Consider the following 18,642-nt stretch of genomic DNA (forward strand, 5'->3'; position numbering starts at 1 on the left):
CTCAGCGGACCTCGGTCAGGCGGGCGAACACGACGACGTTGCCGTCGTAGCCGTTCTGCTTGGAGAAACCTCCGCCGCACGTGATGACCCTGAGCTCCGGTGTGCCCTTCGACGCGTAGACCCGGTCACCGGGGAAGTCCTTCTTCGCGAAGACCTCGACGCCGTAGATCTCGAACACCGCGATCTTTCCGTCCTGGCGGGCCACATCGATCCGGTTGCCCTTCTTCAGGGCCCCGAGCCCGTAGAACACGGCGGGGCCCTGCTGGTTGTCGACGTGCCCGACGATGACGGCCGTGCCCTTCTCGCCGGGCGACACCGCACCCGTGAACCAGCCGGCCAGGTTGGGGTTGTCCGGGGGCGGTGCGCCGACCCAGCCGTCCGAGTCCAGACCGACCGGGACGACCGGGGCGTCGACCTGGATCGCGGGGATCCGCACCCGGCCGACCACGGAGAACGCCAGCGGGGCGGGGGAGTCCGCGAAGGCGCCGGCACCGGCACCGCTGTCGGCGGCCGCCGCCGACGCGGGCTGCGGCGGGCCCGTGTCGAACTCTCCCGAGCCGTTGCGGATCAGCGCCAGACCGGTCAGCAGGACCAGCGCGATCACGCCCCAGGGGGCGCGCCTCTTGCGCCGCGCCTCCTCTTCGGCCAGCGCGGCCGGGTCGGACGCAGGCATGCGCCATCCTCTCTCGACACGGCCGTCACCACGTCCCTCGCGCATGGGAAAACGCTAAGTCCCCGGGGCGCGCCCGGCGACGGGGTGGCGGGCGAACGGGTGGCCCGAACGGATGGGGCGTGCGCCATCCGAGTTGCCGTTCCGAGAAATTTTCTGACGGCCCGTGACCTGCGCAATTATCCGATGGTGCGCTTTTCTCGGGGGGTGTTGTCTCACCCGGACGGACCCTTCTCGACATGCGGGCGTGTTCCGCGCGCCTCAGGGTCTATGCGGGAGGTGCTTTCTCGCCGATCGTCCGGGGACGGACCCCGGAACGCCTCCCGCGGAGGATCACATGCGCAACTCTCGTGCCCTGGCGGCCGCTTGCACAGCGGTCGCCGTACTCGGGCTCACCGCCCCCGTGGCCGTCGCGGACGGCATGGGCAACGGAGGCGTGACGAGCAGCAATGACCTGGGTGGTGTGAGCGGTGTGGTCGTCGACCCGTTCGCCGGTCAGGGGCGTAACAACTTCGGCAACCAGGGCCACCACAATTTCGGCAACCAGGGCCGCAACAACCTGCCGGGCAACGGCAACTTCCCGGGGAACGGGAACATCCCGGGAAGCGGGAACATCCCCGGCAACGGCACCCTTTCGAGCAACGGCGTCTTCCCGGGCAGTGGCACCCTCTCGGGTAATGGCACCCTCCAGGGCACCGGGAACAATCTCGTCACCCGCAACATCGTCGCCTCGCCCAGCGCGATCGCCCCCGGCGGACGGCTCACCGTCACGGTGGACGGGTGCAACGGCGGCAGCATGACCTCGCCCGCCTTCGGCAGCGCCGTGCTGACGGCGATCGGCAACAACGTCTCGAGGGGCATCGCGACGGTCAACAGCGGCACCCGCCCCGGCGCGGACGAGATCAGGGTCAACTGCAACGGCCGCACCCTGACCAACCCGACGGCCTTCACCGTGATCGGCGGAGTGCTCGGCGGGGTCGGCGGCAGCAGCACCTCCGGGGCGACGGCGGCCGACATGGCCATCGGCGGCACGCTGGTCGGCGCGGCCGTGATCGGCGGAGGCCTGTACGTGCTGCGCCGACGCAACGAGAAGCGGATCTGACCCGGCCTGACGGGCTTTCGCCCCGGACTCCCGACGGAGCCGCGGCCAAAGCCCGTCAGGTCATCCCCTGATGTTCGGGAAGAGGTTGAGGAACGGCTCCGCCGACGCCGCGATGCCCCGGCTGTAGGGCGCGTCGAAGTCCCAGATCAGGAAGAGCAGGAAGGCGATCAGCGCGGAGAACAGCCCGGCGAGGATCAGTTCGCGTGCCGTGCGCCTGATCTGCAACGCGAAGACCATGCAGATGGTGACCACGGCACCGGTCAGCAGCCCGAACCAGACCACGCCCGGCATGGTCGACCCGGTCGAGTCCGCCCGGGCGTTGCGCGCCTGGTCGGCGGCGGCCACCTGGTCGACGAGCGGCTGGTAGGCCTGCGCCTGGAAATCCGTCCTGGGCTGGTAGTCCGTGACGTCCACGCGGACGCGGTTCAGCAGCTCGGTGCCGCGCTCGGTGACACGGCCGTGGTCGGACATGGTCTTCCACTCGGTGGTGACGACGTGTCCGACATAGGCGTTGACATCGGCTCGAATGCGGTCACGGACGTCCGGCGGATAGACCCGGACCCGCTCGGAGATCTCGTGCAGTGCCTGGGCCTCCGCCTGCACATGGTCCTGGGCGGCGCTGCGGGTCTCCCACACCCCGGCGATGGCCAGGCCCAGCACGATGGCGTACACGACACCGATCCACATCGTCATGTACTCGATGACGTCGGGGGTGTCGTTGGGGTCCTCGTCCTCCGGTGCCCTGCGGTGCCGTACCAGGGTGATGACGACCACCACGGCGCACGCGGCCAGCATCGCGAGGGCGAGAACAAGCCATTCCGACAATGGACTCCTCCAAGGGTTCGGCGCGTCAACGCGGGCGCAGCGCGGCGACGGCGACCACCGCGGGCGCCGTGATGAGCAGGACGTAGGTGACGGGGGAGGTGCCGCCGTGCGACGGGCGGTGGGGCGGCTGCGGCTGGTACCGCGGATAGCTCACCGGGGCCGGCGGCGGGGTCGGCTTCGGCTTCGGCGGTGGTGGCGGGGGTGGGGGTGGTGTGGGTGTGGGCTTCGGGGGTGGCGCCGGGGCGGGAGGTGGTGGCTTGGGCTTGGGGGCCGGGGCCGGAGCGGGCTTGGGCTTCGGAGGGGGCGGGGGCGGCTCGGGTGTGGGAGTGGGGCTGGGTGGCACGGGGGCCGGGGTGGGTGTCGGCGTCGGTGTCGGGCAGGGCGGGGGAGTCGGCGTCGGGCAGGCCGGGGGCGTCGGCCAGGAGTCTCCGGCGACGGCCACCGCCCACGTGCCGTCCGGGCCCGCAGAGGCGTACGCGCAGGCGTCGGCCGCCGCCGTGCCGACCGGACAGCCCACGAGCCCCCAGGTCAGCGCCGCCAGAGCCAACGCCCTTGCGGCCATGGCGAGTCGGGTCGGTTCGGGTCCATGCACGTCGGAGATCATGAGGCGCCGCGGGGCCCCATAAGCCGGAGAGCGGGCGGATTGGCCCGAAGGAGGGACAAACGGCCCTGGGTGGTTTGTCCGTCGGCGGGGGCCGCGGACCACGGCGGGCACAGAGTTCCGAAAGAAATTTGTGCGCCCGTTGAACACTTCCGCCCGTCCCGTGCGTACCCATTGTCGTGCGGCGGCGCAGCAGGCGCTGCAATATCCAGGCGATTATGGGGAGTTACCGATGAAGACCTCCTGGCGGAGCGCCTCACTGGCGGCGACAGCCGTGTCGGTGCTTGCGCTGACGACGGCGTGCGGTCAGGACAATTCCACCACTCCGTCCTCGGCGGCCCAGAACGTCGGCGCCACGGCCCCGGCGACGTCGGGCGGTGTCGGTGCCGGTACGAGCACGACTGCCGGGACGACCTCCGGCACCGGCACCGGTGCGGGCAACGGCTACGGCGCCGACGGGCAGCAGAGCAGCGCTTCCCCCGCGGCGGTGGAGCCCGCGGGCAAGCTGACGGTCGCCAGCAACCCCGATCTCGGCAAGGTCCTGACCGACGGTGCCGGCCTCACGCTCTACCGTTTCGACAAGGACACCGCCAACCCCCCCAAGTCGAACTGCGAAGGCGACTGCGCCACCACCTGGCCGCCGGTCCCCGCGGACGACGCCGCGGCCGGCGCCGGCATCGACAAGTCGCTGCTGGGCGAGGTCACCCGTCCCGACGGCACCAAGCAGCTGACCATCGGCGGCTGGCCCGCCTACCGTTACGCCAAGGACGTCAACGCCGGTGACGTCAACGGCCAGGGTGTGGGCGGCAAGTGGTTCGCGCTGGCCCCCGACGGCAAGAAGGCGACCCTCTCGGCCCTGCCCGGCCTGTCCGTGCGCAAGGACGCCAAGCTCGGCGACATCATCGTCGACAAGAACGGCATGACGGTCTACCGCTTCATCAAGGACAAGGCGTGGCCGAAGCCCGTCTCGAACTGCACCGGAGCCTGCCTGGAGAAGTGGCCGGCCGTCGCGGAGGTCAACGTCAATGACACCAAGGGCGTCGAGAAGAAGGGCCTGATGGGCTTCGCCCGTACCGACAACGGCGAGAAGCAGATGACGGTCGACTGCTGGCCGATCTACACCTTCTCCGGCGACAAGAAGGCCGGGGAGACCAACGGTCAGGGCGTGGGCGGCACGTGGTACGCCGTCTCGCCGACCGGAAAGCTGGTCGGCGCCCCGTCGAAGTAGTCATCACCTCCCCAGGGTTGATCGCACGACGACAACAGGCGCCCGGCCACTGGTCCGCCCCCTCCGCACCGCACGGAGGGGGCGGACCGCTGTGCCGGGCGCCCGTCACGTGGTGGCACCGCGCGGGCACACACCGCAGGCCGTGACCGGGAACGGATGGTCAATTTCCGTTTCGGGTCGCTCCTTTGGCGGGCGATCAGTAGCCTCAGCTCGAACACCGGATCGCCTACGCCTTGGAGAGCTACATGGAACGTCCCGCCTGGGCTCCACGGAGCATCGACATCTCGGTGCCGAGCGTCGCGCGTATCTACGACTACTACCTGGGCGGTTCGTACAACTTCGAGGTCGACCGGGAAGCGGCCCGCAAGGCCCTGCAGTTCATGCCGGGGCTCCCCAAGATCATGCAGGCGAACCGGGCGTTCCTGCGCCGGGCGGTGCGCTTCGCCTGCGCCGAGGGCGTCACCCAGTTCCTCGACATCGGCTCCGGCATACCCACCTTCGGCAACGTGCACGAGGTGGCTCGGTCGGCCACCGAGGGCGCACGCGTGGTGTACGTGGACCACGATCCGGTGGCCGTGTCGCACACCGAGGCGGTCCTGGCCGGCAACACCGGCACGGGTGTGGTCGCCGCCGACCTCCGCAAGCCCGACGAGATCCTGGCCAGCCCCCAGGTCGAGGCACTGATCGACCTGAATCGGCCAGTGGCCCTGCTCCTCGTTGCCATACTGCACTTCGTGGAAGACGCGGACGACCCCTACAGTGCGGTGGCCCGGCTGAGCCAGGCGCTCGCGCCCGGCAGCCTGCTGATCCTCACCCATGCCTCGTACGAGGGAATCCCCGTCGCCGCCGAGCGGGCCGAGGGCGCGGTGGACGTGTACAAGGGCATTCGCAATCCGCTGATCATGCGCTCGCGCGACGAGATCGCGCGGTTCTTCGAGGGGTACGACATGGTGGAACCCGGACTGGTGCCGATGCCGCACTGGCGGCCTCAGACGCCGCCGGAGGAGGAGGATCCGTACGCCTTCTCCGGATTCGCCGGCGTGGGGCGCACGGCGTGAGCGCGGAACCGGACGGGCCGGAGGGCAGACTTCGCCGGTTCGCGACCATCTGGAGCCGGGCGGTGTTCCCGGTGACCTCGACGTCGCTGACCCGGCCGGAGTTCGAGGAGCAACTGCTGCCGCTCGCGCGCCGGCTGAGCGAGGTGGTGCGGGCGCGCAGCTTCGACGCGGACGAGGGCAGGGCGGTCGGCGCGGCGCTGATCCAGGCGCACTGCACCGATCCCGAGGCGCTCAGCCGCACCCTGGACTGCGTCGACGCCTATCTGGTGCTCTACTGCGGTGCGGACGGCCCCCAGGACGAGCTCAGGATGCGTTGCTCGCGGCTCCAGCACGCGATGGCCGCCGGGTTCGCGCAGGCGCTCAGGGAGCGCACCCTGGCCGAGCAGGAGGCCATCGCCCAGGCGGCGCTGCGGGCGCAGGGTGTGGTGGCGCAGGCGCTGCACGCCAGCGAGGCCCGCTTCCGCGCGGTCTTCGAGGGCGCCGCCATAGGGATCGGCATCGCCGACCTGGACGGCAACATCCTCCAGGTCAACACCGCGCTGCTGCGCATGTTCGGGGGCTCCGAGCAGGCGGTGCGCGGCCGCAACGTCATGGAGTGGACGCATCCCGAGGACGCGCCGCACGTCTGGAAACTCTACGACGAACTCGTGCGCGGCGACCGCGAGCACTACCACGTGGAGAAGCCGTTCTACCGCCCGGACGGCACGGCCCTGTGGACCAACCTGACGGTCTCCCTGCTGCGCGACGCCGACGGCGACCCGCAGTACCAGCTCGCCCTCATGGAGGACACCACCGAGCGGCGGCTGCTCAACCTCCGGCTGCGCTACGAGGCCACGCACGACGCGCTCACCGGTCTGCCCAACCGCACGCTGTTCTTCGAGCGCCTGGAGAAGGCGCTGAACGCGGGCGAGGGCCAGCGCTTCGGGCTGTGCTACCTCGATCTGGACGGCTTCAAGACCATCAACGACAGCCTCGGCCACGCGGCCGGGGACCGGCTGCTGGTGGAGGTCGCCGACCGGCTCCAGTCCTGCGCGACCGCGCCCGGCGAGATGGTGGCCCGGCTCGGCGGCGACGAGTTCGTGGCGCTGACCACCGGGCCCGGCACCGAGCAGGAGGTCGACGAGCTCGCCGAACGCATCATGCACGCGCTGATCACCCCCGTCAGCATCGACGGCCGTGACCTGCTGGTGCGCGGCAGCATCGGCATCGTCGAGGGCCCGGCGGGGGAGCGGACCCCGGCGGAGGTGCTGCGCAGCGCCGACATCACCATGTACCGGGCCAAGTCGGCGGGCGGCAACCGCTCCGAGCTCGCCGACCCGGAGGCCGACGCCCGCGCCATCACCCGGCACGGGCTGACCACGGCCCTGCCCACGGCCCTGGACCGGGGCGAGTTCTTCATCGAGTACCAGCCGCTGGTGCACCTCGGCGACGGCAGCGTGCGCGGCGCGGAGGCGCTGGTGCGCTGGCTGCACCCGCAGCACGGCGTGCTCGGCCCGGACCGGTTCATCCCGCTCGCCGAGCACACCGGCCTGATCGTGCCGCTCGGCCGCTGGGTGCTGGAGGAGTCCGTACGGCAGGCCCGCGACTGGCGGGAACGGTACGGCGACCAGGCGGCCTCCGGTCCGCTGCGCATCAACGTCAACCTCTCGCCGTGCCAGCTGACCCACCCCGGGCTGGTGCAGGACACCGTGGACATCCTCGAGCGGGTCGGCATCGCCCCGGACTCGCTGTGCCTGGAGGTCACCGAGTCCGCGCTCATCGGCGCCGACGACGACCTGCTCAAACCTCTGCGCCGACTGCACGAGATGGGCGTCGACATCGCCCTCGACGACTTCGGCACGGGGTACTCCAACCTCGCCAACCTGCGCCGCCTGCCGGTGAGCATCCTCAAGCTGGACCGCTCCTTCACCCAGAGCATGCAGCGCTTCCCCGCCGACCCCGTCGACCTCAAGATCGTCGAGGGGATCGTCACCCTCGCCCACAGCCTCGACCTCGCGGTCACCGTGGAGGGCGTGGAAACCGGTGCCCAGGCCGAACAACTCCGCATCCTCGGCTGCGACACCGCCCAGGGCTGGTACTACGCCCGCCCGGGCCCACCGGAACGCCTGCACGACCTGGCTCTGGTGGACGCGACGGGGTGAGGTGACGGGGGTGCCCCGCCCGGTGCCGCGAAGGACAGCGCCCCGAAAGGGGCGCGGGGAACGGCGCGAGCAACCACAGTGGACCCGCGCCCCCGAACGTCACTCGACACAAACGGCGCTGAGGGGAATTCAGCCTACGGTCACCTCTCCAGCAGCATCCGCTGCAGCTCCCTCGCGGCCCTCGGCGGAGCCACGTCGCTGCGGTGGGCCAGGGCGATCGTGCGGTGCAGCCCCGGCCGGGTCGGCCGAGTGACCCGCGACTCCTGCCCGGGCCTGTCGCGACCATTCGCCCGTACTGCCGGACGGCGCCCACATGGCGGACGCAACCGGGGCGCAAGCGCCCTCACCGCTCCAGCAGCATCCGCTGCAGCTCCCTCGCGGCCCTCGGCGGAGCCACGTCGCTGCGGTGGGCCAGGGCGATCGTGCGGTGCAGGCCGGGGCGGGCCAGTGGAGTGACCCGCAGGCCGTGGCCGGATCTCGTCGCGACCATGCGTGGTACGACGGCGACCCCGAGTCCCGCCCGTACGAACCCCAGCACGGCGTCCATCTCGCCGCCCTCCACCGCGAAGTCCGGCTCGAACCCGGCGGAGCGGCACGCGGCCACGGTCAGCTCCCGCAGGTCGTAGCCGTGCCGGAACATCACCAGGCGCTCACGCTCCAGGTCGGCGATGCGGACGTCCCGGCCGCCCCGGCCCGGCGCCGGCGCCTCCGGTGACGACACGACCACCAGGTCCTCGCGCAGCAGCTCCACCGTGTTCAGGGCGGGCGACGGCGTCGGCAGCGGGAGTACGACCAGGGCGAGGTCCAGGGCGCCGCGCGCGAGCTCCCGTACCAGGTCGTGGGAGCCGCCCTCCTCCACCAGCAGCCGGATGCCGGGATACCGGTCGTGGAAGGCGCGCAGCACGTCCGGCAGCAGCCCGGTGCACAGGCTCGGGGTGGCGCCCAGCCGGACCCGGCCGCTGCGCAACTGCACCAGCTCCTGCACCTCGTGCCGGGCGGTGTCCGCGTCGGCCAGGATCCGCCGGGCCAGCGGCAGCAGCGCCGCACCGGCGTCGGTCAGCGTGATGTTGCCCCGCGCCCGCAGGAACAGATCCGCCCCGAGCTCCCGCTCCAGCGCCTTGATCTGCTGCGAGAGGGAGGGCTGCGCGACGTGGACCAGTTCGGCGGCCCGGGTGAAGTGCCGGGTCTCGGCGACCGCGACGAAGTACTGGAGCTGCTGGAACTGCACCCCGCCAGCATAGCCCTTCCCTATGGAAACCAGCTGGACCATGTCTTGGACCGATGGGGACCTTCGGCTCTAGCGTTCCTGAACATGGCACTGGCAACGCGGACGGACCGACGGCCGTCCATGGCGCGAACCGTGTGGGACTCGACCGTCGGCAAGAAGACCGTGATGGCCGTCAGCGGCCTGATCATGCTGCTGTACCTGGTCGCCCACGTGATCGGCAACCTGAAGATCTTCTTCGGGGCCGGGGAGTTCAACCACTACGCGCACTGGCTGCGCACCGTCGGCGAGCCGTTCATGCACTACGAATGGACGCTGTGGCTCGTCCGCGTCGTCCTGGTCGTCGCCGTGGCCGCCCACGCCACCTCCGCCTACCAGCTCAGCCGCCGTGACATCAGGGCCCGGCCGAGCAGGTACGTGCACAAGAGGCCGCGGGCGAGCTACGCGACGCGCACCATGCGCTGGGGCGGGATCATCCTCGGCCTGTTCATCGTCTGGCACATCCTGGACCTGACCACCGGCACCGTGCACTCCGGCGGCTTCCAGGAGGGCCACCCGTACCAGAACGTCGTGGACACCTTCTCCACCTGGTACGGCAACGTCATCTACATCGTCGCGATGCTCGCGCTCGGCCTGCACATCCGGCACGGCTTCTGGAGCGCGGCCCAGACCCTCGGCGTCGGCAGCCGCAGCCGCGACCGCGCCCTGAAGATCATCGGTGACGTCCTCGCACTGCTGCTCACGGCCGGCTTCATCGCCGTACCCGTGGGCGTCATGACCAAAGTGGTGAGCTGAACATGAGTGCTGAGTACGCTGCATACGCGACCGGTGAGCCGGTCGTCGACACCAAGGCCCCCTCCGGCCCCGTGGGCGAGCGCTGGGACAAGCGCCGCTTCGAGGCCAAGCTCGTCAACCCCGCCAACCGGCGCAAGCACACCGTCATCGTGGTCGGCACCGGTCTCGCGGGCGGCTCGGCCGGCGCCACCCTCGCCGAACAGGGCTACCACGTCGTCCAGTTCTGCTACCAGGACTCGCCGCGCCGCGCCCACTCGATCGCCGCGCAGGGCGGCATCAACGCGGCGAAGAACTACCGCAACGACGGCGACTCCGTCCACCGCCTCTTCTACGACACCGTCAAGGGCGGCGACTTCCGGGCCCGCGAGTCCAACGTCCACCGGCTCGCGCAGATCTCCGTCGAGATCATCGACCAGTGCGTGGCGCAGGGCGTGCCCTTCGCCCGCGAGTACGGCGGCCTGCTCGACACCCGCTCCTTCGGCGGCGTCCAGGTCTCGCGCACCTTCTACGCCCGCGGCCAGACCGGCCAGCAGCTTCTGCTGGGCGCCTACCAGGCCCTCAGCAGGCAGATCGCCGCCGGGAACGTCGAGATGCATCCGCGTACCGAGATGCTGGACCTGATCGTCGTCGACGGCCGGGCACGCGGGATCGTGGCCCGGGACCTGATCACCGGGAAGACCGGCACGTACTTCGCCGACGCCGTCGTACTGGCGAGCGGCGGCTACGGCAACGTCTTCTACCTGTCGACGAACGCCATGAACTCCAACGCCACCGCGATCTGGCGGGCGCACCGGCGGGGCGCGTACTTCGCCAACCCGTGCTTCACCCAGATCCACCCCACCTGCATCCCGCGCACCGGCGACCACCAGTCCAAGCTCACCCTGATGAGCGAGTCGCTGCGCAACGACGGCCGGATCTGGGTGCCGAAGGCCAAGGGCGACGACCGCCCGCCCCGCGAGATCCCCGAGGACGAACGCGACTACTACCTGGAGCGTATCTACCCGTCCTTCGGCAACCTGGTCCCGCGCGACATCGCCTCCCGCGCCGCGAAGAACGTCTGCGACGAGGGCAGGGGCGTCGGCCCCGGCGGACAGGGTGTGTACCTGGACTTCGCCGACGCCATCGAGCGCATGGGCCGTCAGGCCGTCGAGGCCAAGTACGGCAACCTCTTCGACATGTACCAGCGGATCACCGACGAGGATCCGTACGAGGTGCCCATGCGGATCTACCCCGCCGTGCACTACACGATGGGCGGCCTCTGGGTCGACTACGACCTGCAGACCACCGTCCCGGGCCTGTTCGCGATCGGCGAGGCCAACTTCTCCGACCACGGCGCCAACCGCCTCGGCGCCTCGGCGCTGATGCAGGGCCTGGCCGACGGCTACTTCGTGCTCCCCGCGACGATCAACGACTACCTGGCCCGCAACCCGCACCAGGAGACGGTGACCGCTGAACACCCCGTGGTCCAGGAGGTGCTCGCCGCGACCGAGGACCGGCTGGGCCTGCTCCTGGCCGTCGACGGCGACCGCACCCCGGACTCCTTCCACCGCGAACTCGGCGAACTGATGTGGGAGTTCTGCGGCATGGCCCGCACCGACGCCGGACTGCGCAAGGCCCTGGAGCGGATCCCGCAGATCCGCGAGGAGTTCTGGCGCCGGATCAAGGTGCCCGGCACCGGCGAGGAGTTCAACCAGTCGCTGGAGAAGGCCAACCGGATCGTCGACTACCTCGAACTCGCCGAGCTGATGTGCCTCGACGCGCTGCACCGCGCCGAGTCCTGCGGCGGTCACTTCCGCGAGGAGTCCCAGACCCCCGACGGCGAGGCCGCCCGCAAGGACGACGCGTTCTCCTACGCGGCCGCCTGGGAGTTCACGGGTACGGGCGAAGCCCCGACCCTGCACAAGGAAGACCTGGTCTTCGAGTACGTCCACCCCACCCAGCGGAGCTACGCATGAAGCTCACCCTGCGCGTCTGGCGGCAGCACAACGCCGACGCCGAAGGCGCCATGTCCACCTACGAAGTGGACGGCATCTCCTCCGACATGTCCTTCCTGGAGATGCTCGACACCCTCAACGAGGAACTCATCCTCAAGGGCGAGGACCCGGTCGCCTTCGACCACGACTGCCGCGAGGGCATCTGCGGCGCCTGCTCCCTCGTCATCAACGGCGACGCGCACGGCCCGGAGCGCACCACCACCTGCCAGCTGCACATGCGGTCCTTCCGGGACGGCGACACGATCGACATCGAGCCGTGGCGGGCGGCGGCGTTCCCGGTGATCAAGGACCTGGTGGTGGACCGGTCGGCGTTCGACCGGATCATCCAGGCCGGCGGCTACGTCACCGCGCCGACCGGGTCCGCGCCGGAGGCGCACGCCACACCGGTGCCCAAGCCGGACGCCGACTTCGCCTTCGAGCACGCGGAGTGCATCGGCTGCGGGGCGTGTGTCGCCGCGTGCCCCAACGGGGCGGCGATGCTGTTCACCTCCGCCAAGGTCAACCACCTGAACGTGCTGCCGCAGGGCGCGCCCGAGCGGGAGACCCGGGTGCTGGACATGGTGGCGCAGATGGACGAGGAGGGCTTCGGCGGGTGCACGCTGACCGGTGAGTGCGCCACCGCCTGCCCCAAGGGCATCCCCCTCATGTCCATCACCGGCATGAACAAGGAGTGGCTGCGGGCCACGCGGAAGGCGGCGAAGCGGTAGCGGCGTGCCGCGATGTGCGCCGTTCAACAGCCGCACATCCACTCTCCTGGCTTCGGTCACGCGGGCGCCAACCGGCGTCGGAAGAACTTGGGGGAGCGGGCCGCGTCCGAGCGGTCCCGCCGTCCCCGCCGACCCGGCCCGTGTCCAGGAGTAAGCCATGACCGGCGTCATCACGCTCGACCGCGCTCCGCAGTCCGCCGCACCCGTCCGCTACACCGTGACCCTCGCTCGCGACGAGGCCGACGTGCGTGCCGCGCAGCGGCTGCGGCACGAGGTCTTCGCCGGGGAGATGGGCGCCCTGCTGTCCAGCCCGCAGCCGGGGTACGACATCGACGCCTTCGACGCGTACTGCGACCACCTGCTCGTGCACGACACCGTGACCGGGCAGGTGGTCGGCACCTACCGGCTGCTGCCGCCGGAGCGGGCCGCCGTCGCCGGACGCCTGTACTCCGAGGGCGAGTTCGACCTCGCCCCGCTGGACTCGATCCGGCCGGGCCTGGTCGAGGTCGGCCGGTCCTGCGTGCACCCCGACCACCGCGACGGCGCGGTCATCGGCCTGATCTGGGCCGGGATCGCCCGCTACATGATCGACCGCGGCCACGAGTGGCTGGCGGGCTGCTGCTCGATCCCGCTGGGCGACGGCGGTGTGCTGGCGAGCTCCACCTGGGACCGGGTGCGGGCCAAGCACCTGGCTCCGGAGGAGTTCCGGGTTCGCCCGCTGCTGCCCTGGACCCCGAGCGGGCCGGCCCCCTCGGCGCGCACCGAACTCCCGGCCCTCCTGCGGGGCTATCTTCGCCTCGGTGCCTGGGTGTGCGCCGAGCCCGCGCACGATCCGGACTTCCGTGTCGCCGACCTGTACGTGCTGCTGTCGATGCGCCGGGTCAACCAGCGCTACCTGCGGCACTTCCTCTCCCTCGTACCGGCCTGATGAGCGTCTGGCTGCCCGGCGCGCCCTGCACCCCGGGGGCGTGCGTGGAACGGGCGGGGTCCGCGGCGGCCGTGCCGCGTGCCGTGCTGCGGCTGGCGGGGGTCACCGCCCTGCTGCTGGCCGGGATCGCGCTGTCCCCGCTCGGCGGGAGGATCCCCGCCGAGTGGGTCAGGCGCTGGTGCCGGGCGGTCGTCCGGGCCGCGGGGGTCCGCATCCGCGTCACCGGCGGCACCCCGCCCGCGGGCGGGCTGCTGCTCGTCGCCAACCACATCTCCTGGCTGGACATACCGCTGCTGGCCGCCGTGCGCCCGGCGCGGATGCTCGCCAAGAAGGAGATCCGCGGCTGGCCGGTGGCGGGCGCGCTGGTGGCCCGGGGCGGGGCCCTGTTCATCGAGCGGGACCGGCTGCGCGCCCTGCCGGACACGGTCGCCCGCATCGCCGGGGTGCTGCGGGGCGGGGCGGCCGTCGGTGTCTTCCCCGAGGGCAGCACCTGGTGCGGGCGGGCACAGGGCCGCTTCCACCGGGCCGTCTTCCAGGCCGCGCTGGACGCGGGCGTGCCCGTGCAGCCGGTGCGGCTGCACTACCGGGCCGCCGGGGGCGCGGCCAGCACGGTCCCCGCGTTCGTCGGCGAGGACACGCTGCTGGCCTCGGTGTGGCGGGTGGTCTCGGCACGCGGTCTGGTCGCCGAGGTGGAGGTGCGCCCGCTGATCGAACCGGGCACCCACCCCGACCGCCGCTCACTGGCCCACGCAGCCCAGCCCCTCACGACCGAGCCCGCCTGGACCCACACGGCACTGGTACTCGGTGGCCGTACCCCGGGTGCGGCCTGACCAGGTCCACGCCGTGGTCGCCGCCGGGCGGCACCCTGCCCGGCGGGCGGGCGTGAGGGGGCCCGCGGCCCATCCGGTGGTCACCGGGTCGCCGGCACCGGCTCCCGGGCCGGACAGGGCACCGTGGCGCTGCCCGTCGTACTCGACCTCGTCGCGCCGGGACCCACGCCTCCGGTACCGCGGGGCGGGACCCTGGCCGGGCGGGTGGGCGTGAGGGGGCCCGCGGGCCATCGGGTGATCACCGGGTCGCCGGCGCCGGCTCCGGGGCCGGACAGGGCGCCGTCGCGTTGCCCGTCGTACTCGACCTCGTCGCGCCGGGACCCACGCCTCCGGTACCGCGGGGCGGGACCCCTGGCCGGCGGTCGGGCGTGAGGGGGCGCGGGCCATCCGGTGGTCACCGGGTGGGTGGCGTCTCGCGGGCCAGATAGGGTGCCGTCGCGCTGCCCGTCGTCCGGGCCACGTCCGCCGGGGGGCCCGCCGCCACGATCCGGCCGCCCGCGTCGCCGCCGCCCGGTCCCAGGTCGATGACCCAGTCGGCGCCCGCGACCACGCTCATGTCGTGTTCGACGACCACCACGGTGTGCCCGGCGTCGACGAGGCCGTGCAGCTGGCGCAGCAGCACCTCCACATCGGCCGGGTGGAGACCGGTGGTCGGCTCGTCCAGGAGGTAGAGCGTGTGGCCGCGGCGCCCGCGCTGGAGCTCCCCGGCGAGCTTGATGCGCTGGGCCTCCCCGCCCGACAGCTCCGTCGCGGGCTGTCCGAGGCGCAGGTAGCCGAGACCCACGTCGAGCAGCGTGCCCAGGCTGCGGACCGCCGCCGGGATGTCCGCGAAGAACTCCGCCGCGCCCTGAACCGTCAGGTCCAGCACCTCGGCGATGTTCCGCTCCCGGTACGTCACGTCGAGCGTCTCGGGGTTGTAGCGGGCCCCAGCGCAGTCCGGGCATGGCGCGTACGTGCTCGGCAGGAAGAGCAGCTCGACGCTCACGAACCCCTCGCCCTGGCAGGTCTCGCAGCGCCCTCCCGGCACGTTGAAGGAGAACCGGCCCACGCCGTAGCCGCGCTCCCGGGCCGGGTCGGTGGCCGCGAACACCTTGCGCACGACGTCGAACAGGCCGGTGTAGGTCGCCAGGTTGGAGCGCGGGGTGCGGCCGATCGGCTTCTGGTCGACCGAGACGAGCCGCCCGACCCCGGGGAGCTCCTCCGTGATCGCGCCGATGAGCGTGGACTTCCCGGAGCCCGACACGCCGGTGACGGCGGTGAACGCGCCGAACGGGAACCCGGCGGTCACGTCGCGCAGGTTGTGCCGGGTCACCGGGCCGACGTTCAGCCACCCGCGCGGAGTACGGACCGGGCGTACCGGCCCGGGAGACCGGCCGAAGAGGAAACGGGCCGTCGCCGACTCGTCGACCGACGCCAGCTCCTCCACCGGGCCGCTGTGCAGCACCTGCCCGCCGTGCTCGCCCGCGCGCGGGCCGACGTCCACGAGCCAGTCGGCGCCGCGCACCACGTCGAGGTGGTGCTCCACCACGAACACCGAGTTGCCCGCCGCCTTCAGCCGGGCCAGCACGGTCAGCAGGGCCTCGGTGTCCGCCGGGTGCAGTCCGGCGGACGGCTCGTCCAGGACGTACACCACCCCGAACAGCCCCGACCGCAGCTGGGTGGCGAGCCGCAGCCGCTGCAGCTCGCCCGCCGACAGGGTGGGCGTGGCCCGGTCGAGGCTCAGATAGCCGAGGCCGAGCTCGACGACCGGCGCGATCCGGGACCGCAGGTCCCCGGTGAGGACCCGCGCGGTCTCGGAGCCGCCCACGAGCAGGCCGGCCAGCTCCGTCAGCGGCAGCGCGGCCAGCCCGGCGATCGTGCGGCCTGCGAAGGTCACCGCCAGCGCCTCGGGCCGCAGCCTGCTGCCGCCGCACGCCGGGCAGGGCGCGCTGGTCAGGAAGCCCTCCGCCTTGGCACGCAGGGCCGCGCTCCTGGAGTCGGAGAAGGTCTTCATCACGTACCGGCGGGCGCTCATGTACGTGCCCTGGTACGGCCGCTGGATGCGGTCGGCGTCCCGTACCGGGTGGACGGTGACCACCGGCTGCTCGTCCGTGAACAGGATCCACTCCCGCTGCTCGGCCGGCAGCTCGCGCCAGGGCCGGTCCACGTCGTACCCGAGCGCGTCGAGGATGTCCCGCAGGTTCTTGCCCTGCCACGCACCCGGCCAGGCGGCGATCGCACCCTCCCGGATCGACAGGCCGGGATCGGGGACCAGCAGTTCCTCGCCGGTCCGGTGCACCCGGCCCAGCCCGTGGCACTCCGGGCAGGCGCCGGCCGCCGTGTTGGGGGAGAAGGCGTCGGAGTCCAGCCGCTCGGCGCCCGCCGGGTAGCTGCCGGCGCGGGAGAAGAGCATGCGCAGCGAGTTGGAGAGGTTCGTCACCGTGCCCACGGAGGAGCGCGAGGTCGGCGCCGCACGGCGCTGCTGCAGCGACACCGCGGGCGGCAGCCCGGTGATCTCCCCGACCTTCGGCGCCCCCACCTGGTGGATCAGCCTGCGGGCGTACGGGGCCACCGACTCGAAGTAGCGCCGCTGGGCCTCCGCGTAGATCGTGCCGAACGCCAGCGACGACTTCCCCGAGCCCGACACGCCCGTGAACACCGCCACCACGTCCCGGGGGATGTCGACGTCCACGCCCTTCAGGTTGTGCTCACGGGCGCCGCGGACGCGGACGTACGGGTCGTGAATTCGGTGCGGCCCGTCGGCACGAAGATCCGGATGAGGAAGATCCGAATGAGAATGCTTGTGAGTCAATTCACTGGGATTCAACTGGATTGCTCCTAAAGCCGGGCTCTACTGTCTTCGTCATACATGTGACTCTCATGTGAACTCTCATGGGTGATATCCGGAGAGACTCGACCCTGGAAGGTGGACAAGTGAGCGAAGACGCCGTGTGGGTTCGAGGTGTGACCGGAATCCAACTGCACCACGTGACCGATCTCCAGGACGCCCGCCGGTTCCTGGGCAACGCTGTCATGGCACTGAGCGCCGCCCATGTGCGGACCGGCGACGCCAGGTTCTCCGGCCTCGCGGACCAGCTCAAGGCCGTGGTCGCCGCGGCGCGCGACCTGGAGGGCGAGGCCCGGGACCGCATGCACCAGCTGCACACCACGGACCCCGAGCGCTTCGTGCGCTGCCGGGAGGGCGAGGAGCCCTGGCCGGACGAGCACCAGGCGGGCTTCGTTCCGCGTCACACGTGCCGGGACGAATGCCTCTACCACGATCGCGGGGTGCTCGACGGAATCATGCAGTGCACCTGCGGCCGGCCCCCGTGCCGCGCGTGCGCGATTGCGGGCACGCCCTGACGCCGTACCCCGTACACAATCGCCGGTAATTACTCGCGGCTCACATACTCACAGCTCAAGGCGGCGCCCCGCGGGCGCCGCCTTGAGCTGCCTTGACACCCGGCCCTGTGAGGCGTTGCCTTGAATTGAGTGCGGAGCATTGCGACGCCCTTCGGCTTGATTGGATCCGTGCGCTTCCGCGCGGGCTCGGACGCGGCGAGTTGGAGGTTTTATGGCTACGTACGAATATTCGTGCAGTCGCTGTGGAGCGTTCGACGTGAGGCTGCCGATCGGTGCCGCGCCGGCCCGGCAAAGCTGCCCGCGGTGCTCCGGGCCGGCGCGCCGTGTGTACTCCTCTCCTGCGCTCGTGTCCACGTCGCCCGCGGTCACGGCCTTGCGTGAGCAGGAAGAGCGGTCGCGGGAAAACCCGGCGGTGGTGACGCGAGTTCCGCCCAGGAGGGCTGCGCAGAGGCCGGCTCATCCGGCGGTCGCCCGGCTCCCCCGGCCCTGAGGGCGGTAGCCGCCGAAGCGCGGAATATCGGGAGGTGAGTCCCCTTGGGCAACGTCGGACTTCTCTTCGTGGGTGCGGTGCTGTTCATGAACGGGCTGATGCTGCTCGGAAAGGTGGACGCCCGGGCGGCGGCCGTGTTCAACCTGTTCGTGGGCGGGCTTCAGGTCCTGACACCCATCTATCTCATCATCGTCGCGAACGGCGATCCCAGACTGATAATGCTGGCCTCCGGCATATTTCTCTTCGGTTTCACATACCTGTATGTCGGAATCGGGCTGCTGATCGGTCTTGACTCGACAGGCGTGGGATATTACTCACTCTTCGTGGCCATCGTGGCCTGTGGTTATTCGTTCGTCAGCTTCCGGCTCGTGAACGACAAACCATTCGGAGTGATCTGGCTCTACTGGGCGTTCCTGTGGTTCCTGTTCTTCCTGCTCCTGGGACTGAAAATGGAGGCCCTGACGACTTATGTCGGCTGGGTGACCGCGATCGAGGGCTGGGTGACCGGTGTCATACCGGCGTTCCTGCTCCTGACCGGTTACTGGGTCCCCCAGAACTACAACAACACGGCGATCGCGCTGGGAGCGTTCGGCGTGCTGGTCTTCGGAGCGCTGTGGATCGTTCTCCGGCGGAGGGAGCACCAGAAGCCCTCCCGGGAGTACGGCGCCGCGGGCGCCCCGACCGGCAGCCCCGGCTGACGGCCGGT

17 protein-coding genes are annotated in these 18,642 nt (G+C 71.3%); 12 read left to right on the forward strand and 5 right to left on the reverse strand.

What is annotated here, in order from left to right:
* Position 1: 1 nt before the first annotated feature.
* A complete protein-coding gene (locus tag ACH45E_RS30015; protein ID WP_361452423.1) occupies positions 2-673 on the reverse strand; it encodes a class F sortase in 672 nt (223 codons plus the stop codon).
* Between the two features lie 334 nt (positions 674-1,007).
* Between ACH45E_RS30015 and ACH45E_RS30020 the strand changes: the two genes are divergently transcribed.
* Positions 1,008-1,772: an LPXTG cell wall anchor domain-containing protein gene (locus tag ACH45E_RS30020; protein WP_361452426.1), complete on the forward strand. Its 765-nt coding sequence runs from the start codon at positions 1,008-1,010 to the stop codon at positions 1,770-1,772.
* A gap of 60 nt (positions 1,773-1,832) precedes the next feature.
* Here the strand turns inward: ACH45E_RS30020 and ACH45E_RS30025 are convergent, their stop codons facing one another.
* Positions 1,833-2,597 carry a DUF4239 domain-containing protein gene (locus tag ACH45E_RS30025; RefSeq protein WP_361452429.1) on the reverse strand — a complete coding sequence of 255 codons (765 nt, stop codon included), beginning with the start codon at positions 2,595-2,597 and terminating at the stop codon, positions 1,833-1,835.
* A 25-nt stretch (positions 2,598-2,622) separates the two neighbouring features.
* Complete coding sequence (locus ACH45E_RS30030) at positions 2,623-3,189, reverse strand: hypothetical protein (RefSeq protein WP_361452432.1); 567 nt, start codon at positions 3,187-3,189, stop codon at positions 2,623-2,625.
* A gap of 241 nt (positions 3,190-3,430) precedes the next feature.
* Here ACH45E_RS30030 and ACH45E_RS30035 point away from each other — a divergent pair, with 241 nt between their 5' ends.
* From ACH45E_RS30035 to ACH45E_RS30045, 3 genes are all read left to right on the forward strand, one after another.
* On the forward strand, positions 3,431-4,426 hold the full coding sequence (locus ACH45E_RS30035; protein WP_361452435.1) for an SCO0930 family lipoprotein: 996 nt from the start codon (positions 3,431-3,433) through the stop codon (positions 4,424-4,426).
* A gap of 245 nt (positions 4,427-4,671) precedes the next feature.
* Positions 4,672-5,484 carry an SAM-dependent methyltransferase gene (locus ACH45E_RS30040; protein ID WP_361452438.1) on the forward strand — a complete coding sequence of 271 codons (813 nt, stop codon included), beginning with the start codon at positions 4,672-4,674 and terminating at the stop codon, positions 5,482-5,484.
* On the forward strand, positions 5,481-7,625 hold the full coding sequence (locus ACH45E_RS30045) for an EAL domain-containing protein (protein WP_361452441.1): 2,145 nt from the start codon (positions 5,481-5,483) through the stop codon (positions 7,623-7,625). The genes ACH45E_RS30040 and ACH45E_RS30045 overlap by 4 nt, the downstream gene beginning before the upstream one ends.
* A 343-nt stretch (positions 7,626-7,968) precedes the next feature.
* Here the strand turns inward: ACH45E_RS30045 and ACH45E_RS30050 are convergent, their stop codons facing one another.
* Positions 7,969-8,853 (reverse strand): LysR substrate-binding domain-containing protein, encoded by an 885-nt coding sequence (locus tag ACH45E_RS30050; protein ID WP_361452444.1) that lies wholly within the window; start codon positions 8,851-8,853, stop codon positions 7,969-7,971.
* A gap of 120 nt (positions 8,854-8,973) precedes the next feature.
* On the opposite strand from ACH45E_RS30050, the gene ACH45E_RS30055 reads away from it, so the two are divergent.
* From ACH45E_RS30055 to ACH45E_RS30075, 5 genes are all read left to right on the forward strand, one after another.
* Positions 8,974-9,645, forward strand: a complete 672-nt coding sequence (locus tag ACH45E_RS30055) for a succinate dehydrogenase (RefSeq protein ID WP_361452664.1) — start codon at positions 8,974-8,976, stop codon at positions 9,643-9,645.
* 2 nt (positions 9,646-9,647) lie between these two features.
* Complete coding sequence (locus ACH45E_RS30060) at positions 9,648-11,600, forward strand: fumarate reductase/succinate dehydrogenase flavoprotein subunit (protein ID WP_361452447.1); 1,953 nt, start codon at positions 9,648-9,650, stop codon at positions 11,598-11,600.
* Positions 11,597-12,346, forward strand: coding sequence for a succinate dehydrogenase/fumarate reductase iron-sulfur subunit (locus ACH45E_RS30065; RefSeq protein WP_361452450.1), 750 nt, complete (start codon positions 11,597-11,599; stop codon positions 12,344-12,346). The genes ACH45E_RS30060 and ACH45E_RS30065 overlap by 4 nt, the downstream gene beginning before the upstream one ends.
* A gap of 157 nt (positions 12,347-12,503) precedes the next feature.
* Positions 12,504-13,274 carry a GNAT family N-acyltransferase gene (locus tag ACH45E_RS30070; protein WP_361452453.1) on the forward strand — a complete coding sequence of 257 codons (771 nt, stop codon included), beginning with the start codon at positions 12,504-12,506 and terminating at the stop codon, positions 13,272-13,274.
* Positions 13,274-14,104, forward strand: coding sequence for a lysophospholipid acyltransferase family protein (locus ACH45E_RS30075; protein ID WP_361452456.1), 831 nt, complete (start codon positions 13,274-13,276; stop codon positions 14,102-14,104). Before ACH45E_RS30070 ends, ACH45E_RS30075 begins: the two co-directional genes overlap by 1 nt.
* A 394-nt stretch (positions 14,105-14,498) precedes the next feature.
* Here the strand turns inward: ACH45E_RS30075 and ACH45E_RS30080 are convergent, their stop codons facing one another.
* Complete coding sequence (locus ACH45E_RS30080; protein ID WP_399041900.1) at positions 14,499-16,784, reverse strand: ATP-binding cassette domain-containing protein; 2,286 nt, start codon at positions 16,782-16,784, stop codon at positions 14,499-14,501.
* Between the two features lie 233 nt (positions 16,785-17,017).
* Here ACH45E_RS30080 and ACH45E_RS30085 point away from each other — a divergent pair, with 233 nt between their 5' ends.
* The 3 genes from ACH45E_RS30085 to ACH45E_RS30095 all read left to right on the forward strand — a co-directional run bounded on the left by ACH45E_RS30085 (position 17,018) and on the right by ACH45E_RS30095 (position 18,634).
* On the forward strand, positions 17,018-17,446 hold the full coding sequence (locus ACH45E_RS30085) for a hypothetical protein (protein ID WP_361452459.1): 429 nt from the start codon (positions 17,018-17,020) through the stop codon (positions 17,444-17,446).
* Positions 17,447-17,657: 211 nt separating this feature from the next.
* Complete coding sequence (locus ACH45E_RS30090; RefSeq protein WP_361452462.1) at positions 17,658-17,936, forward strand: FmdB family zinc ribbon protein; 279 nt, start codon at positions 17,658-17,660, stop codon at positions 17,934-17,936.
* Between the two features lie 44 nt (positions 17,937-17,980).
* Positions 17,981-18,634 carry an AmiS/UreI family transporter gene (locus ACH45E_RS30095; protein ID WP_361452465.1) on the forward strand — a complete coding sequence of 218 codons (654 nt, stop codon included), beginning with the start codon at positions 17,981-17,983 and terminating at the stop codon, positions 18,632-18,634.
* Positions 18,635-18,642: the final 8 nt, after the last annotated feature.

The sequence above is a fragment of the Streptomyces sp. NPDC020299 genome, from assembly GCF_044387825.1.
Classification (GTDB): Bacteria; Actinomycetota; Actinomycetes; order Streptomycetales; family Streptomycetaceae; genus Streptomyces.

Excerpts from the sequence above, each read along its gene's own strand:
- ACH45E_RS30060 (WP_361452447.1), top strand. The coding sequence starts at position 9,648 with ATGAGTGCTGAGTACGCTGCATACGCGACCGGTGAGCCGGTCGTCGAC.
- ACH45E_RS30070 (WP_361452453.1), top strand. The coding sequence starts at position 12,504 with ATGACCGGCGTCATCACGCTCGACCGCGCTCCGCAGTCCGCCGCACCC.
- ACH45E_RS30015 (WP_361452423.1), bottom strand. The coding sequence starts at position 673 with ATGCCTGCGTCCGACCCGGCCGCGCTGGCCGAAGAGGAGGCGCGGCGC.
- ACH45E_RS30040 (WP_361452438.1), top strand. The coding sequence starts at position 4,672 with ATGGAACGTCCCGCCTGGGCTCCACGGAGCATCGACATCTCGGTGCCG.
- ACH45E_RS30055 (WP_361452664.1), top strand. The coding sequence starts at position 8,974 with ATGGCGCGAACCGTGTGGGACTCGACCGTCGGCAAGAAGACCGTGATG.
- ACH45E_RS30035 (WP_361452435.1), top strand. The coding sequence starts at position 3,431 with ATGAAGACCTCCTGGCGGAGCGCCTCACTGGCGGCGACAGCCGTGTCG.
- ACH45E_RS30090 (WP_361452462.1), top strand. The coding sequence starts at position 17,658 with ATGGCTACGTACGAATATTCGTGCAGTCGCTGTGGAGCGTTCGACGTG.
- ACH45E_RS30020 (WP_361452426.1), top strand. The coding sequence starts at position 1,008 with ATGCGCAACTCTCGTGCCCTGGCGGCCGCTTGCACAGCGGTCGCCGTA.
- ACH45E_RS30075 (WP_361452456.1), top strand. The coding sequence starts at position 13,274 with ATGAGCGTCTGGCTGCCCGGCGCGCCCTGCACCCCGGGGGCGTGCGTG.
- ACH45E_RS30065 (WP_361452450.1), top strand. The coding sequence starts at position 11,597 with ATGAAGCTCACCCTGCGCGTCTGGCGGCAGCACAACGCCGACGCCGAA.